12 protein-coding genes are annotated in these 18047 nt (G+C 40.1%); 5 read left to right on the top strand and 7 right to left on the bottom strand.

The window, feature by feature from the left end; translation table 11 throughout:
* Window positions 1–47: 47 nt before the first annotated feature.
* The 7 genes from IWC72_RS12705 to IWC72_RS12675 form a co-directional block, all read right to left on the bottom strand.
* Window positions 48–587: a peroxiredoxin-like family protein gene (locus tag IWC72_RS12705; protein ID WP_194530006.1), complete on the bottom strand. Its 540-nt coding sequence runs from the start codon at window positions 585–587 to the stop codon at window positions 48–50.
* A gap of 135 nt (window positions 588–722) precedes the next feature.
* Window positions 723–1916, bottom strand: coding sequence for a mannonate dehydratase (uxuA, locus tag IWC72_RS12700; RefSeq protein ID WP_226968023.1), 1194 nt, complete (start codon window positions 1914–1916; stop codon window positions 723–725).
* 21 nt (window positions 1917–1937) lie between these two features.
* Complete coding sequence (locus IWC72_RS12695; RefSeq protein ID WP_194530005.1) at window positions 1938–2768, bottom strand: SDR family oxidoreductase; 831 nt, start codon at window positions 2766–2768, stop codon at window positions 1938–1940.
* A gap of 116 nt (window positions 2769–2884) precedes the next feature.
* Complete coding sequence (locus tag IWC72_RS12690; protein WP_226979555.1) at window positions 2885–3703, bottom strand: 3-keto-disaccharide hydrolase; 819 nt, start codon at window positions 3701–3703, stop codon at window positions 2885–2887.
* Window positions 3704–3855: 152 nt separating this feature from the next.
* The gene (locus IWC72_RS12685) at window positions 3856–5352 is read right to left on the bottom strand and encodes a RagB/SusD family nutrient uptake outer membrane protein (protein WP_194526540.1); all 1497 of its coding nucleotides are present in this window, start codon (window positions 5350–5352) and stop codon (window positions 3856–3858) included.
* A gap of 58 nt (window positions 5353–5410) precedes the next feature.
* Window positions 5411–8506, bottom strand: coding sequence for a SusC/RagA family TonB-linked outer membrane protein (locus IWC72_RS12680; RefSeq protein ID WP_194526539.1), 3096 nt, complete (start codon window positions 8504–8506; stop codon window positions 5411–5413).
* 641 nt (window positions 8507–9147) lie between these two features.
* The gene (locus tag IWC72_RS12675; protein ID WP_194526538.1) at window positions 9148–10194 is read right to left on the bottom strand and encodes a GntR family transcriptional regulator; all 1047 of its coding nucleotides are present in this window, start codon (window positions 10192–10194) and stop codon (window positions 9148–9150) included.
* A gap of 179 nt (window positions 10195–10373) precedes the next feature.
* Between IWC72_RS12675 and IWC72_RS12670 the strand changes: the two genes are divergently transcribed.
* From IWC72_RS12670 to IWC72_RS12650, 5 genes are all read left to right on the top strand, one after another.
* A complete protein-coding gene (locus IWC72_RS12670) occupies window positions 10374–12479 on the top strand; it encodes a bifunctional aldolase/short-chain dehydrogenase (RefSeq protein ID WP_194526537.1) in 2106 nt (701 codons plus the stop codon).
* A 77-nt stretch (window positions 12480–12556) separates the two neighbouring features.
* Window positions 12557–13837, top strand: coding sequence for a sugar isomerase (locus IWC72_RS12665; protein ID WP_194530004.1), 1281 nt, complete (start codon window positions 12557–12559; stop codon window positions 13835–13837).
* A gap of 10 nt (window positions 13838–13847) precedes the next feature.
* The gene (locus IWC72_RS12660; protein WP_194526535.1) at window positions 13848–15224 is read left to right on the top strand and encodes an FGGY-family carbohydrate kinase; all 1377 of its coding nucleotides are present in this window, start codon (window positions 13848–13850) and stop codon (window positions 15222–15224) included.
* A gap of 4 nt (window positions 15225–15228) precedes the next feature.
* The gene (locus IWC72_RS12655; protein ID WP_194526534.1) at window positions 15229–16371 is read left to right on the top strand and encodes an alpha-hydroxy acid oxidase; all 1143 of its coding nucleotides are present in this window, start codon (window positions 15229–15231) and stop codon (window positions 16369–16371) included.
* 13 nt (window positions 16372–16384) lie between these two features.
* On the top strand, window positions 16385–17800 hold the full coding sequence (locus IWC72_RS12650) for a purine-cytosine permease family protein (protein ID WP_194526533.1): 1416 nt from the start codon (window positions 16385–16387) through the stop codon (window positions 17798–17800).
* Window positions 17801–18047 lie beyond the last annotated feature (247 nt).

Raw genomic sequence — 18047 nt, 5'->3', positions numbered from 1 at the left:
GAGGATGGGCGAATTTAATGATTTTATGTACTACCTATTAGCTATACCTAATCTGCTAAGTCTTTAAGTACCGATAGAATTTCGGACACCCCCATTCTTTCCGTATAATTGGCTTCTACATGAGCGGTTACAATGACTTGATCGGTATTGATAATAAAGGTGGCCGGAACCGGAAGTGTTTTTGAACCATTACCATTTAGAAGTGCTAAATCGCGACGCGCATGATAATCTTTACCTGGATCAAACTGAAGGTTATACGCCTTAATGATTTTTTGATTTGCATCACTTAGCACTTCAAAATCTAAATTGTTTTTTTCCTTTGCGGTTAGTGCCATGTCCGGGTTTTGTGGACTTATTGCTATAACAGAAGCTCCTAAAGATTTAATCTCAGATAATTTACTTTGTACCTCCCTCAAGTCTAAATTACATATAGGACACCATTCGCCACGATAAAATTTAATAATTACTACGCCGGATTGTAACTTTACATATAGCGAAACATCATTTCCTAATGCATTCGGTAAAATGAAATCCGGAGCTTTATCGCCTTCAGCTAAACCTTCTACATGTCCTGCATTTGAAATCACTAATTTTTAAAAATCTTGTAGATTACCCATATTTATTAATTTACAATCTATTTTTAGTATATTCTGCTGCAAATATGCATATAGTTTGAGGGCTTAAGACATTTTAGTCTTGGTTCCTATTGAAACATAATATTCCTAGTTGAACAAGGATTTTCTGATACCAAGTTCCAAACCGCGCAATTCCGCCAAACCTCTTAATCGGCCAATTCCAGAATATCCCGGGTTAGTTTTCTTCCTAAGATCATCTAGCATTTTGTGTCCATGGTCAGGGCGCATGGGCATGCGAAAATCTTTTCTTCCGTTAGTTTGCCGCTTTACCTGTTCGTTAACGAGTGCCTTCATTACACCGTACATATCTACATCCCCTTCTAAATGGTTAGCTTCATGAAAATTACCATGGGAATCACGTTGCGTACTCCTTAAATGTATAAAATGAATACGATTGCCCAACCGTTCAACCATACCCGGTAAATCGTTATCCTTTCTAACACCAAAAGAACCCGTGCAGAAGGTAAGTCCATTATTAGGACTATCTACAGCATCGTATAATTCTACAATATCTTTCTCCGTACTCACCACCCTTGGGAGACCCAATATTTCAAATGGAGGATCATCTGGATGTATACACATTAGAACCCCAGCTTTCTCAGCTACTGGAATAATATGCCCTAGAAACTCAAACAAATGCTGTTTTAATTTTTCTGGACCTATTGCGTCATAGGTAGATAAGATTGAATTAAACTCTTCCAAAGAATATCCTTCTTCAGCTCCGGGCAGTCCAGCTATAATATTGTTGGATAACTTGTGCTTTCCTTCATCCGTTAGACTTTCAAAGTATTTTTTCGCTTCTTCTATTTCCTTCTGTTCGTACGTACTTTCCGCTCCTGGCCTCTTAAGTAAAAACAGTTCAAACGCAGCAAATGCGGCCGCTTCAAACCGCAATGCGGTAGAATTATCCTCTACTTCAAAATCTAGATTGGTACGTGTCCAATCCAAAACAGGCATAAAATTATAACAGACAATATCAATACCGCACTCTCCTAAATTCATGAGAGTCTCCTTATAGTTCTCAATATAAGTCATGTAACCATCTGCTTGCGTTTTGATGCTCTCATGAATAGGCACACTCTCAACTACTGACCAAGATAATCCTGCCTCTTCTATTTCTTTCTTTCTCTTTTCTATTTCTAGAATAGACCAGATTTGACCATTTGGAACGTGATGTAAAGCCGAAACTATTCCTGTCGCACCTGCTTGTCGTATATCGGCCAGTGCAACGGGATCTTCGGGTCCGTACCAGCGCCATGTTTGTTCTAAATTTATGCTCATTTTATTTTTTTTTCGATTTATTTAAACACCACTAAATGCACTAAAACCTCCATCGATTGGCACAACAACTCCCGTTACAAATGAAGCTTGATTTCCGCATAACCAAAGTGTAGGTCCAATAAGGTCTCCCGGTTCGCCAAAACGCCCCATAGGTGTTTGACCTATAATAGTATTCCCTCTGGATGTCAAAGAACCATTAGTCTCAGTAAGTAAGGTTCTATTCTGATCAGTAAGAAAAAAACCAGGGGCCAAAGCGTTTACACGAATGCCAATCTTTGAAAAATGGACTGCTAACCATTGTGTAAAATTAGATACAGCAGCCTTTGCACCGCTATATGCCGGAATCTTGGTTAATGGCGTAAATGCATTCATGGATGAAATATTTAGAATATTACACTCATCCCTTCCAACCATATCCTTGGCAAAAACCTGAGTTGGTAAGAGCGTACCTATAAAATTTAGGTTAAAGGTAAACTGTATACCATCTACATCTAAATCAAAAAAAGTTTTGAACCCCTCTACAGTGTTATTAAGATCTTCCGCTCTAAAATAGGGTTCACTAGTAGTTCCTAAAGGATGATTTCCGCCTGCCCCATTAATTAATATGTCGCAAGGTCCCAGTTCTTGGTTGACCACTGCTTTGGCCCCATCTAACGACTGTTCTTCCAAAACATTTGCCTGTACCCCAATGGCCACACCTCCCTCAGCTTTGATTTCCTCAGCAACCCTATCGGCAGCCTCTCTATTTAGGTCCAATACGGCAACTTTACATTCCTTTTTAGCAAATGCTTTGGCAAGGCTACTGCACAAAACACCTCCTGCACCTGTTAAAACCACAACTTTATTTTTCATAGAATAGTTCTTAAAATTCCTGGATTTATTTAATTAATTGTTTGTTCAAACAAAGTTAGCCGCAGAAAAAAACATATCTATCCTGTACTATCCTTTGGCACATGCCCTATTCAAATTTAAAGGTGCTTCAACCTTATATTTCTATACTCAACCTTCATAGGTGGACCTACATGAACCTGAACTCCTAAATGTCCTTTTAACTTTCTATTTATAGTATCTTCATCAATTACATCACTCATTAATACACCATTAACGTAATGCTGAAGACGGTTTCCTTTTATAACCAGATGTACTTCATTCCAATCTTCACTTTTAATTTTAGCCTTTAGTGAATCTGATTCTCCCAAGGAATCTATTACTTCCCTACTCTGCCAGCAATTCTTCTTTACATTGCCCCGTAAAGAACCGGCAACATCCGGATTATCTTGGGTCTGTATTTTTACCTTCTCCCCACGGTATGCTAAAGTGGCCCTTTTTTTCTCCTCGTAGTTCTGACCCGTATATCTGATTTTTCCGTCAATATCAGCTTGATATCCTTTAAGAGCATTAGGAATGGAATCTATTAAATCACTTCTATAATTAATTCCGCTATTTCCTGATTCGGTTATTTTAAACTCTAGTTTTAATTCAAAATCACCCGGTTGACCTTCTTGCCAGATAATAAAAGTATTTCTCTTCAAAAGAGTCTCGGGGGTTACCTCACCCACTAGATTTCCATTTTCAACACGCCAGTAATTGACGTCCCCTTTCCAACCGGTTAAAGTTTTCCCATCAAATATGCTTACAAAGTCATCACCTTTTTGTGGCATTTCATTTGAAACCTCAGTCACCGCTTCCTGTTTCTTTTCTTTACAGGATTGAAAGCAAAACACTAACGACAATACCAGAAATCCATTGGTTAGAAATTTGAATATTTCACAACTATTTTTACACATTATTCTTATATATTTTAATTGATTACTAGAATTCTACCTATTATTCCAAATGACCCTAAGCCAAATAAAAGAGTCATTCTACCTCTATGATTAAAGGCCATGAATTACCATGACCTTTAATTACTTTTATATTAAACCTTTTAACAATTCCATTAAAAATTAGGATTCAGAGAGGACTCCGAAGCAGGAAGTGCATATCGTTCAGAAATATTGGTAAAAACATTTCCTCTTGGTTCTACTCCTGCAGGATAGTAATAATCAATAGGGTTCGCCTTTATCTTATTGCCGTGGGCCGTAATCACGTCTATGGCACGGCCTGTTCTTACCAAATCAAACCATCTTTTGTTTTCAAAGGCAAGTTCCACCCTTCTCTCTTTAAAGATGGCTTCACCTAAATCCCCTGCAGGGTCACCTAAACCTGCTCGGGTACGAACTTGATTTAGGTAAGGAAGAGCTTCTCCATCTTTTCCCTGTTCTTCCAAAGCTTCTGCTAAAAATAGTAACACTTCTGAATACCTGTATACCGGCCAGTTCATTCCATGGTTATTATGCAGTGCATGTGGCTCCACATATTTTTTAATAATAGGGTAAACACCATCTTCCCAAAAACTTTCACTAATGTCAACGTACATAATTGAAGCGTCTTCCCTTAAGTCACCTTCTTCATAAGCCTCAATTATATCTGGAGTTGGAATATTATTTCCCTCACCATTCACTGGTTGCGGATTTGATGTCCCAGTTATAGCTCCAACTTCTTCGGCAGTGATAGGCCTCGGTAGGAAGTTATATAAAAAACTACCATTTAAACCTTCTGCACCTTCCCTGTATTGAATTTCAAAAACAGATTCCATGTTGTTCTTGTTTTCACTATTTCCGGAGAAAGCATCTTCGTAATTCGGCATTAGCATATATTCATTACTGGCTACAACCGCTTTTAGTAAAGTTTCTGCCTCGCTCCATTGCTCACGTACCATATAAACATTGGCCAAGAGTGTTTGCGCCGCTCCCAAAGTAACCCTTCCCGGTTCTTGTTCCGATTTAAGGGGCAATAAAGCAGTAGCTTGTTTAGCATCTTCAATAATTTGCACATAAAGATCATCTTCGCCAGAAAGAGGTAAAGCGGCTCCTTCACGATCCAATACAGGCTCTAAGTGCATAGGAACACTGCCGAACAACTGTGTTAAATCAAAATAGGAATATGCTCTTAAAAAAAGTGCTTGACCTTTAAGGTTGGCCTTAGCCGTTTCATCAAACTCGGCATCGTCAATAGTTGTAAGAATTTGATTTGTACGCGCTATAACCTGATAATATTCCCGATATATCTCTTCTACCCATCTATTGGCAGTAATTCCTCCATCACTTGGTATGGAGTGGTCCGCTATATCCTCTTGGTTCTCCGTTGCCCCAAATGCCGTATTACGGGCAAAATAAGTGTTGTCCGAATGCATCTCGGCCAAATACGGCTTTGCCTGGTTATTAATCAAGCGCAAGGGCACGTAGGCACCGTTCACTGCTTGCGTAAAATCCGTTTCCGTTTTAAAGAAAGTAGGTACACTCAGTGAATCTTCAGGAAATATAGTTAGCTCATCATCGCAGCTACCGACCAAAAAAGCCAGTGATACTACGATACAATAAAATATCTTTTTCATTTTTTCAGTTTTAAAATTTGTCGAAAGTGAAATATGTTCTGACATCGTAGTTTATGATTTAAAAGTTTAAATTTAAACCAACACTAAATATTCTTGGAACGGGGTATCCAGAGATATCTACCCCTGAGGCAAGGTTGCCACCGTCTCCATCTCCATCGTTCTGAACACTTATTTCAGGATTTGGCCCACCCCAATATTTAGTAAAAATGTGCACATTTTGAATAGATCCATATATTCTAGCAGACTTGAAGTATTTCTCTAAGCCTGGTAAGGTATATCCTAAAGTGATATTTCTAATATTAAAATAAGAAGCGTCTGCTACAAAACGATCGTTAATCCAATCCCTCTCTATACCGGTAACGTTACCACCACCTACCGTAGTACCATAAAAACCATCCCCAGGATTCTCAACAGATCTAAAACGGTTTTCTACATCTGCTAAGAGATTAAAAACACCATCTAAATTTGTTGTACTGTACAAATGTCTCACCAATAACTGATTGCCTTGTGATCCGGTGCCTACTACTGAAAAATCGAAATTACCGTATTTGATAGTATTCGTAATCCCATAGGTGAAATCCGGAAAAGGACTTCCTGTAATGGCACGATCATCCTCATCTCCTCCATTCGTTATAATACCATCACCATTAATATCCACGAGTTTTATACTACCCACCGTTGAACGACCCGGAACCTGTGGTGAATTATCCAAATCTTCTTGGTTTAAATATACGCCATCAGAAACATGACCATAAAATTGACCAAAAGGTTCTCCTACTTTAGTTATATGCCATCCTCCAGGACCGTAAACCCTATCAATACCATCTGCCAATGCTTCTACCCTATTTCTATTAAATGAAATATTGGCATTAGTAGTCCATTTAAATTTACCAGTGGTATTCACTGTATTTAAAGCAAACTCATGACCCCAAAAACGTATCTCACCAATATTATCACTGAAATTTGAAAAACCAGATTCTCTGGCCACTTGAACATTGTATAATAAGTTTGTGGTATTCTTGGTATAGTAATCATAAACGAAAGAAACTCTGTCATTAAACAGACTCAAATCCAGTCCGGCATCAAATTGCTTAGTAGTTTCCCAGCCCAAATTTGAATTGGAAAGCGAGTTTACCGCAGAGCCCGGTGCAAAAGTATCACCAAAAACCGCATTTACTGTATTATCTATTAAAGCATATTGTGTGTAGTTACCAATATTGTTATTTCCCGTAACGCCATAACTACCTCTTAATTTAAGCAACGATATGGTTTCTGAATTTTCTAAGAAAGGCTCATCCGAGGCAATCCAACCGGCAGATACCGAAGGAAAAGTACCCCAACGGTTCTCCGATCCAAACCTTGAAGAACCATCACTACGAATAGAACCTGTCAACAGATATTTTCCTTTATAATTATATGTAAGCCTGGATAAAAAGGAAACCAAACTCCACTCTCTTACTTGATCATACGTTCCATTTCTATTAATATTAGTTGCCCCTTGGATTGTTGGCAAGCGATCATCTGCAAAATCAGATGCTTGAACCCTACTACGGTCTTGACGGTATTTTTGATAGGTAAAACCTCCTAAGACAGAAAACGTATGGTCACCAATACTTTTATCGTACGTAACCGTATTTTCGTTCAACCAAGAAAAAGTATTTCGGTCATCCCAAATGGCCTCATTATTGGTCGGTACGGGTCTGTTTATTGAATAGGTAGCATTAGTTGGACTGAAGAATTCATATTGCTCATTATATAATTCGGCATTCAAACTGGTCTTAATAGCAAGACCTTCAATAGGCTTATATTCAAGAAAAGCATTTGACAAAAGATTTACACTTTTTGTTTCATCTTTGATACGTTCGGCAGAATTCAACCAGTTGGCGTAAGAGAAAATATTTCCTGTATCAGCTGGAAATCTATTGAATTCCGTTCGTGTACCATCCGGATTGTAAATGGGCATGATCGGCCATGTATGCAATGCATTGAATAAAAGGCCCGTACCTCTAGTACCATCTGTTCTTGGCACATTGTCTATGATGTGATTTGGAGCAACATTCACCCCTATACGAACTTTATCGTTTAACTTATACTCCAAATTTGCACGTAACGAATAACGTTTGTAATCCGAACCTAATACCACTCCTTCTTGATCAAAGAAACCTAGAACCACCGAAGTTTTTAGTTTTTCTTTGTTAGAAGTTATGCTCAGGTTATAATTGGTCATAGGCGCAGTTCTTAAAAGAGCGTCGTACCAATCGTTGGTTTGGCCTTCGTACTGCGAAGGGTTTTGAAAAATCTCTGGAACCGGACTCCCTTGATCTTCATAATATTCCTTTTTAAACTGAGCGAACTGAACGGCATCCATCATATCTATTCTTCCACGCTGTGGAACACTCTGCATGCTAGTTGTCATATTTAAGCTTACACTAGTTTCACCAGGCCTTCCATTTTTTGTAGTAATCAACACCACACCATTTGCGGCTCTGGAGCCATAAAGTGATGTAGAAGCAGCATCTTTTAGCACCGTAATATCCTGAATCTCATCTGGGTTTATAGTATTGATACCACCGGAAATAGGAAAACCATCTACTACATATAATGGGTCACTTCCACCAGAAACAGATAGTTGCCCTCTTATCCGAACAGACATTCCCTGCCCCGGTTTACCAGTAGCCTGATTAATTTGAACCCCTGGTAATCTACCCTGTATTTTCTGAGTAACCTGAGAAACAGGAATATCCGCAAGTTCATTGGCTTGAATTGTAGACACCGCACCAGTTACTTGGCGCTTAATCTGGGTACCGTACCCAACCACCACAACTTCATCTAGAAGAGCAGCGTCTTCAGTCATGGACACATCAATCTGGCTTTTACCACTAACTGGAATCTCTTGTGTAGTAAAACCTAAGTAAGTAAACACCAAAACACTATTGGCATCTGGAGCCACAATACTGTAGTTCCCGTCAAAATCCGTTACGGAACCTGTAGTGGTTCCTTTAACGATTACATTTACCCCGGGTAGTGGTTGCGAATCGTCTGCCGAAACCACAGTTCCTGATATGGTAACACTTTGCGCCTGCATCGTAAAACCACATAGCAGAATCATAATCATTAGAAATCCCTGAGGATTTCCTCTTAACCTTTTTTTCATAATTTTGAATTATTTAGTTGAGTTATATATTATCCTTAAAATATTGAGCGATATTTTAAGGTATCTTCAAATGTATATGAGTGATTCTTATAACTCATCCTGTACCGTGCTGTGGTGTCCTGTACTGTCCTGCTTAAGCATTTAAACCTATCCTGATTTTTCTCAGCTGTAGATTCTAAAAACTTGGAGATATTGGTAGGTTTAACCATATTTGTTTAGACCCAACTTATTACTACACTCCTAAAACTTGCCTGATAATAAATACCTAATTAAAATGATGGCCTAATTCTATGATCTAAACGGTTTGAAGTAAGTTTTGTGAGTTGGGTATACTGATATCTTTGCCATTCCAAACCCCAAGGTATCGGAATTTAAGTAGTAGTAGTAGTAGTAGTAGTAATACTAGTAGTAGTAGCCCAGTTTTTAACTTTAGTGCAACCACATTTAACGGCGATAAGGAATGTGCAAAAATTGAAATACCTAATGCCAAAACTGGGTTATGAAGACGGCTTAAATTAAAATTTATGCCCGTAAAAAGCCTTAAAAATATTGACATTACAACATATCCGAAAATCTCTTAACATCCCCTCTTACTTTATTAAGATTGTGTTGGTTACGATTTTGTTTGAGATAGTTGTAGATTATATTGAGTTCCTATCAATAAAATGAAAAGGGTTCTTGACCTTACCCTTTTTCTTGTCCATAATCATACGGGCCGCGGTTTCTCCCATGGCCTTGAAATCCGTGGAGATACAGGTAATTCCCAACAGTTGCTTCAAGGGCGTATCATTATAGGAGATTACGCCTATTTCATTACCGAGGTCGAATTCTTGGTTACGTATCTGGTTCACCAAGCTCACCAAGTCGGACTCGCTTATAGTAATAAACAAATCGCCTTTTTTTAATATCATATCATCATAGATTTCGTTAAGCACCTCGAAATCAATATTGTGCTCCCCGCAAAACTTGCGGAACCCATGCAGGATTCTTTTCGGATACGGATAGACCGATTCCTCAGGATAGGTAATGATAAGCTTCTCATATTTGGAAATTTTACCCAACCCTTCCTTCAACGCATTGTATATATCGTTTTCAAAGTCTTGGTAAATCTCTATATGCTCCCCCTGTATTCCAGACAAGAGGTTGTCCATTATGATTAATTTCTCCTTGGGAATCTGGTCGATCGCCTTAATTGCTTCCATGGTTTGACTAGCATGCTTCAGCTTATCGGTCTTAAAATGCGGCATGATTACATAATAATCGTAAGCATTGCGGTTCTTTTCCAAAAGATTCAGGAAAAGTTCCTCCTCGCAATGGTAGATGAAAAGATTTGTATGGGCGGTTCCCCCGATACGCTCTATAAAAGAATTATAGATCCGCATCTTATACGAACTCAATTTATTGATAAGAAAAAGAATATTGACCTTTGATATCAGCTTGGTCCGGGCTATGTAGTAACCCTTGCCCTTTATGGAGATGATAACCTTACGTTCCCTTAAAATACTATACGCTTTTTCTACCGTATCTCTTGATAAAAGGTACTCTTCACTAAACCTATTTATAGACGGAATCTTGTCGTCCATCTTTAGATTTCCAGAAGAAATATTATAGATGATTGAGTCCACAATCTGCCTGTACTTGGGCACCCTGGAGTTTTCGTCTATCTTAATAAAATTGAATATGTCCATCGGTTAAAATCTTTTTGTTTACTAAGCACAAAATAGTAACAATACCACAATAGTAAAGAGGTAATTTTATAATACCTAAAAATGCGCATATTTATTTTTTGGGGGTGAAACGGTACAGTACAGGACGGATAGCTTTCCCCCATCCTATATTTTTGTCTACAAACGTAATAACCCTTCAAATGAAAAATACAGCACAACAATTTAAGTACGTAGACCATCTTTGGGATGAAAAGAAAGCCGCTGCACTGGGCGATGACCAAGTAGCCCTTTTTCTTTATCGCTCAAATATCCTTGGGGCGGATCTAAGGATCACCAACTATGGTGGCGGAAATACGAGTTGTAAGACCATTGAAAAAGACCCGTTGACCGGTGATGATGTGGAAGTAATGTGGATCAAGGGTTCCGGTGGCGATATCGGTACATTGACCAAAGCTGGAATAGCAGGTCTGTATACGGAAAGGTTAAGAAACCTAAAGAACGTCTACGGCGGGCTGGAAGATGAGGACCGCATGGTCGGCCTCTTTAACCATTGCATCTATGACCTGGACAGCAAGGCCCCTTCCATAGACACGCCATTGCACGGATTGCTCCCCTTTAAACATATAGACCATTTGCACCCGGATGCCTTAATAGCCGTAGCCGCGGCAAAGGACAGTGAAAAAGTGACTAAAGAGATCTGGGGAGATACCATGGGGTGGGTACCTTGGCAACGGCCCGGTTTTGACCTAGGCCTTCAACTGGAAAAATGTTTGAACGACAACCCCGGTATACGCGGGATCGTTCTGGGCAGCCACGGACTTTTTACTTGGGGGGACACCTCCCACGAATGTTATATGAACAGTCTTGAGGTCATTGAAATGGCCTCGGAATATATTGAGAACAAAATAAAGGCCAACGGAAGTGTTTTCGGGGGGCAAAAGATAGAGAGCCTTCCCAAAGAGGAGCGTCTGGAAAAGGCCGCCCAGCTTATGCCAATGCTTAGAGGCCTTTGTTCTTCCGAAAACAGGATGATCGGACATTTTAACGATAGTGATGTCGTTCTAGAGTACATAAACAGTAACGACCTGGAGCGCCTGGCACCTATGGGCACCTCATGTCCCGACCACTTTTTAAGGACTAAAATTCAACCTTTGGTATTGAAATTGGATGCCAAGGAAGACCTTTCGGATACGGAGGCCGTACTGGCTAAATTACATCCCGATTTTGAACAGTACAGAAAAGAATATCAATCCTATTATGACAACCATAAACGGAACAATAGCCCTGCCGTAAGAGATGCCAGCCCGGTTATTATTATCTACCCAGGTGTAGGTATGTTCAGCTTTGCAAAAAACAAGCAGACCACTCGTGTTGCCAACGAGTTTTACGTGAACGCAATTAACGTAATGCGCGGTGCAGAAGCCATTACGGAGTATACCTCGTTACCAAGACAGGAGGCTTTTGATATTGAATACTGGTTATTGGAGGAGGCCAAACTGCAGCGTATGCCAAAAGAAAAACCATTATCCCGTAAAGTAGCCTTGGTTACCGGTGCGGGCGGAGGGATCGGCAAGGCCATTGCGGACAAGCTGGCCGAGGAAGGTGCCAATGTAGTATTAACGGACATTGCCGAAGATAGGTTGGAAGAAGCGGTCTCCACCTATGCAAGGGACATTGCCAGCTATGCGGTCTGCGATGTAACGAAAAGTGAATCCATTGCCGAGGCCTATAAAAAAGCCTGTTTAGCGTTCGGAGGAGTGGATATCGTAGTACATAGTGCAGGCCTGGCCATTTCAAAGCCGCTGGAAGAGACCACCGAAAAAGATTGGGATATCCTACAGAACGTACTGGTAAAAGGGCAGTTCGAACTTGCCAAGCAAGCCGTGGCCGTTATGCGCAAACAGAGCTTGGGCGGGGACTTTATTAGCATAGCCAGCAAGAACGGTCTGGTATCGGGACCGAACAATGTAGCTTACGGCACCTCCAAGGCCGCACAACAGCATATGGCGCGTTTATTGGCCGCAGAGCTGGGCGGTGATAAAATACGGGTCAATACCGTAAACCCGGACGGGGTGATCGTGGGCAGTAAGATATGGGAAGGCGATTGGGCCGAAGGTCGCGCCAAGGCATACGGGATTACAGTTGAAGAGCTTCCTGCTCATTACGCCAAACGTAACCTTTTAAATGAAATTATTTATCCTAACGATATTGCAAACGGTGTGTTCGCATGCGTAGGAATACTGGACAAGACCACAGGAAATATTATCAATGTAGACGGCGGTATGGCCAATGCATTTGTAAGATAAGTTGTTTTGAGTTAGTTTGTTTTTATTTCCATGGGCTGCATAGCCCATGGAAATATTCTTCCAAAATTAAAGACTTTATGAAAATAGATAAAAATCAACTCGGGGATATCAACCAAAAAGAAATCACCGAACATAATGAGCGTTTCGACTTTTTAGGATGTACTCTTTCAAAAAAAGGTAAAGATGTTAACGCTATTATCAAAAAACTTCAAGACTTTCAAGTAGCAATACCTAGTTGGGCCTTGGGGGCAGGTGGCACAAGATTCGGACGTTTTGGATTTCAAGGAGAGCCATCAAATCTGGAACTGAAAATTGATGATGTTGGATTGATCCACTCGCTAACACAAACTGCGGGTGCCATATCATTGCATATTCCATGGGATGTTCCAACGGACTACAATGCCATCAAAGATATAGCAAACTCTCACGGTATTTTATTTGACGCAGTCAACTCAAACACTTTTCAAGATCAAAAGAACGTTAAGGAAAGTTATAAGTTCGGTTCTTTGAGCAACACAAGTAAAGCCGCTCGCGAACAGGCCGTTGCACATAATATTGAAGTAATAAAAATTGGAGATAAACTTGGTTCCAAAAGTTTAACGGTTTGGTTAGCAGACGGTTCAAATTTTCCTGGACAAACCAATTTTCAATCCGCATTACAAAATACAGAAGACAGCCTTAAGGACATCTACAAAACCCTTCCTGAGAACTGGAAAATGTTCATAGAATATAAACCTTACGAGCCCAATTTTTACAGTACGGTAATTCAAGATTGGGGAACTTCATTCATGCTGGCCAATGCATGTGGTAATAAAGCATATACCTTGGTAGATTTAGGGCATCATTTACCCAACACCAATATTGAACAAATAGTTTCCACTTTAATGCTAAAGGGAAAACTGGGTGGTTTTCATTTTAATGATAGTAAATATGGCGATGATGATCTTACCGTTGGAAGTGTTAAACCTTATGCCCTGTTCTTGATTTTCAATGCGTTGGTGTATGGAATGGAAAATAACCCTCAGAATCCATACCCGGCCTGGATGATAGATGCCAGCCATAATATAAAAGATCCATTGGAGGATTTGATTCAATCATTAGAGGCCATACAAGAAGCACATGCAAAAGCATTGCTTGTAGACCAAAAATTGTTAACCGAAGCTCAGTTGAATCATGATGTGGTTAAATGTCAGGAGATTCTACAAGATGCCTATCGGACAGATGTCAGACCACTACTAGAAAAAGCAAGATTAAACAGTGGTGGAGCTTTAAGCCCTATAAACACTTATCGGTCTCTAAAAGTAAGAGAGAATTTAATCAAAGAAAGAGGTGCTAACTCCGTTGCATCTGGACTATAATTACAACACGATGAAAACTAAAGTTACGGCTGTATTTGATATTGGGAAGACGAATAAAAAATTCTTCCTTTTTGATGAGGATTTCCAAGAGGTGCATCGGGAGTATATTAGTTTTGAAGAAATTCAGGACGAGGACGGGTACCCTTCAGAAAATCTTGCAGCATTAGAAGAATGGGCAAAAGAGGTATTTGATAAAATGCTCAACTCTGTAGAATATGAAATCGAAGCCTTAAACTTTTCGTGTTACGGTGCCAGCTGGATACATATTGATGAAAAAGGAACACCACTTACACCTCTTTATAATTATATGAAGCCTTTAAAAGAGGATATTTATGAGGCTTTTTATAAAGCTTATGGTCCAGAAAATGAATTATCAAGAATAACTGGCTCCCCAAAATTAGGTATGTTAAATACCGGTATGCATCTATACTGGTTAAAAAATGCGCAGCCAGAAACTTTTAAAAAAATAAAATACTCCCTTCATTTGCCTCAATACTTGAGTTACCTATTTACCGGAGTACCAGTTAGCGAGTATACCAGCATTGGTTGTCATACCTTGCTTTGGGACTTTGAGAAAAAAGACTATCATAATTGGGTCTATACAGAGGGTATTGATAAAAAATTACCTCCTCTTGCATCCTCAAGACAATCAACTATTATAAATTATAAGGGTAAAAAAATTAAAATGGGTATTGGTATCCATGATAGCTCCTCTGCCCTATTACCTTATATCCGTAGTATTTCTAAACCCTTTATCTTGGTTTCAACAGGAACATGGAGTATTTCTATCAACCCTTTCAATACGGGAATGCTTACTCTAGAAGATATTGAAAATGATTCGCTTTTTAACATGAGAATAGATGGGAGTCCTGTAAAAGTATCCCGGTTATTTTTGGGTAATGAATATAAGCTTCAAGTTAAAGCATTGGCCGACCATTTTAATGTTTCGGATGATTCCCACAGAAACGTAAAATTTGACCAAGAAACTTTTTTCGAAATCAATAAAGATTTCGTTCATATGTTCAAGTGGTTTACTATGTTTTCAGAAGACATGCCGGCAGAGACCTCAATATCCTATGATAAATTTGAGCATGCCTATCACCAATTAATTCTGGAATTGGTCTTGCTCCAAGAAAAAAGTATTAGGGCCGCTATGGGAAACTCCAAGATACAGCAACTTTACGTAGATGGAGGTTTTAGTGACAACGAAGTATATATTCATTTGCTTTCGGAGTATATGGGCAATATGAAACTAAGTACCACAGATTCTTCTTTAGGCTCTGCTCTTGGTGCAGCTATCGTTATTTCCGATGTGGTTTTAGAACCTACCTTTTTAGATAAAAATTATGCTGTAAAAAAGCATGTATCATCCATTTTAAACAACTAGAATTATGGGTTTCAATTCAGATTATCCCTCGGTAGATGATTTAAGGATAAAAGCCAAGGGTCGTATACCCAAATTCGCTTTTGAATATTTAGATGGCGGTTGTAATGAAGATGTAAGCCTCACCAGAAATACTGAAGAAATTCGAAAAATACAACTGCAACCAAGGTACCTGAGAAATTATGGTACCAGCTCTATAAAAACAAAGGTAATGGGCATGGAGTTCGATGCCCCTTTTGGTATTGCGCCTGTGGGTCTACAAGGACTGATGTGGCCTAACACACCGGCTATTTTAGCAGAAGCGGCCTTTAACCATAATATTCCATTTATACTCAGTACGGTTACCACTATGGATATTGAAAAGGCAAGCGAACTCACTGAAGGCAATGCTTGGTTTCAATTATATAATCCCGTAGACAATGCCATACGGGACAATATTTTAGATCGTGCAGAAGCAGCTGGTTGTCCTGTACTCGTTCTTTTATGTGATGTACCTACATTTGGTTACCGCCCGCGGGATTTTAGAAACGGATTGGCATTACCTCCAAAAATGACCCTTGCCAATATTCTTCAAATTTTTGGAAAGCCAAACTGGGCATTTAACACTTTAAAATATGGTCAACCCACATTTGAAACCCTAAGACCATATACTCCCGAAGGGCTCGATTTAAAACAACTGGGAGCATTTATGGATAAAACCTTTTCTGGCAGATTGAACGAAGAAAAAATAAAACCTATCCGTGATAAATGGAAAGGTAAGCTAGTGCTAAAAGGTGTTGCCTCGGAGCAAGACACCCAAGATGCCATTCGCATGGGATTTGATGGTATTATTGTTTCCAATCATGGAGGACGACAGTTAGATGCAGCTCAATCAACCATAAATTCTTTAACCGAAATTGCAGCAAAATATAGCGACCAGATAGAAATAATGATGGATAGCGGCTTGCGTTCTGGCCCGGACATTGCACGCGCCATGGCAAGTGGTGCCAAATTTACTTTTATGGGGCGTTCTTTTGTCTATGGCTGTGGAGCCCTTGGAAACAAAGGCGGCGACCATACAATATCAATGTTAAAAACGCAATTTAAACAGGTCATGGACCAGCTATGCTGTGAACGTGTAGAGGATTTGCCTAAACACCTAATTAAATAAAACCGACACCACTATGAGCCAAAACCATCACGAGGAAGAACTGATCGAGGAAATAGCAGGAGGAGAATTCGAAAGGGAACCCGTACCCACATCCAAATTAAAAGACTGGAAAAGCTTTTTGGGAATGTATGCAGGAGAACATGCTGCAGGTACCGAATTTATGATCGGCCCGCTGTTCTTGACTGCAGGTGTTAGCGCCTTCGACCTCATCGTGGGGCTGCTGATAGGCAATCTACTGGCCGTACTGAGTTGGAGGTTCCTTACCGCGAAAATTGCCGTGGAAAATAGGCTGACCCTCTATTATCAATTCGAAAAAATATGCGGCAAAAAACTGGTTATAGGCTACAACCTTGCCAACGGTATCCTATTCTGCTTCCTAGCAGGAGCCATGATAACCGTTTCGGCTACGGCTGTGGGTATTCCTTTTGATATGGAAATGCCCAAACTGACCGATACCACACCCAATGGTGCTACATGGGTCATTATTGTTGTCCTTATTGGGGCCGTAATCTCCCTGATAGCTTCAAAAGGATACGATACCGTATCGAAGGCCGCCAACTACATGTCGCCCATAATTGTACTGGCCTTCTTGGCATCGGGCATAGTTGCCTTGGACCAATTGGGTGTTAAGAGCTTTGCAGATTTCTGGAATATTTGGGGTGAAGGATCGGAACCCTTCCCCGGACAGTTGAAATACACATTCTGGCACGTAGTCATTTGGTCTTGGTTCGCCAATGCCGCCATGCATGTGGGCATGTCCGACCTCTCCGTATTTAGATTTGCAAAAAATGCCAATGCAGGATGGACCACCGCCGCGGGTATGTATGTGGGCCATTACATGGCATGGATTGCCGCTGCACTGCTGTATGCCGTTTACTTAAAATCGCCCGAAGCACAGGCATTCCTATCCAACGGAGAGGCGCCACCAGTGGCCCCGGGACCTTTAGCCAACAACGCCATAGGAATATTCGGTATTATAGCGGTTGTTCTCGCGGGATGGACCACCGCCAACCCCACCATATACCGAGCAGGGCTTGCCTTCCAAGCCATCCTGCCCAAATTGTCTACTTTTTGGGTAACGATCATTGCCGGGACCATTGCCACCATTGCCGGACTATTCCCTGCTTTCGCAATGAAACTTTTAGGTTTTGTAGCCCTATACGGCTTTATACTCGCACCCTTTGGCGCCGTTATTGTTTTCGAACACTTCTTCCATAAGCAGGCGGGAATAGTAAAAAACTACGCGGAAATCGCTAATATCAGATTCAATAAATCCGTATTCTTGGCATGGGCCATAAGCTTTGGATTATTTTACTTTATTTCAATTCAATTTGATGTTTTCCTTTCGTTTGTAACCCTGCCTGCGTGGCTACTCTGCGGGCTACTCTTTTTACTTTTTAGCAGGAAGTTTCAGAAGACAAGTCTTTAAATATACCCAGATTGCATTCTACTATACAATTTCAAAAAAAAAGCAGCTACAATAAACCATGTAGCTGCTTTTTTGTCTTTCTCAACTATTTTAATAATTCCCTTGTAAAGCGTGAAATACCTCTGTTTATAATGGCATAACAATACTGTTCTCTGGTTCAATCCATCTAATTTGGAGTACAGGTAATCAAAAAAGGCAATCAAAGTCTACATAACCATTCAACAGGTACCAACTATATTTCCACTTT

Origin of the sequence: Zobellia roscoffensis (genome assembly GCF_015330165.1) — a bacterium.
In the GTDB taxonomy this organism is placed as follows: Bacteria; Bacteroidota; Bacteroidia; order Flavobacteriales; family Flavobacteriaceae; genus Zobellia; species Zobellia roscoffensis.
This window is presented reverse-complemented; position numbering and strand designations above follow the sequence as displayed.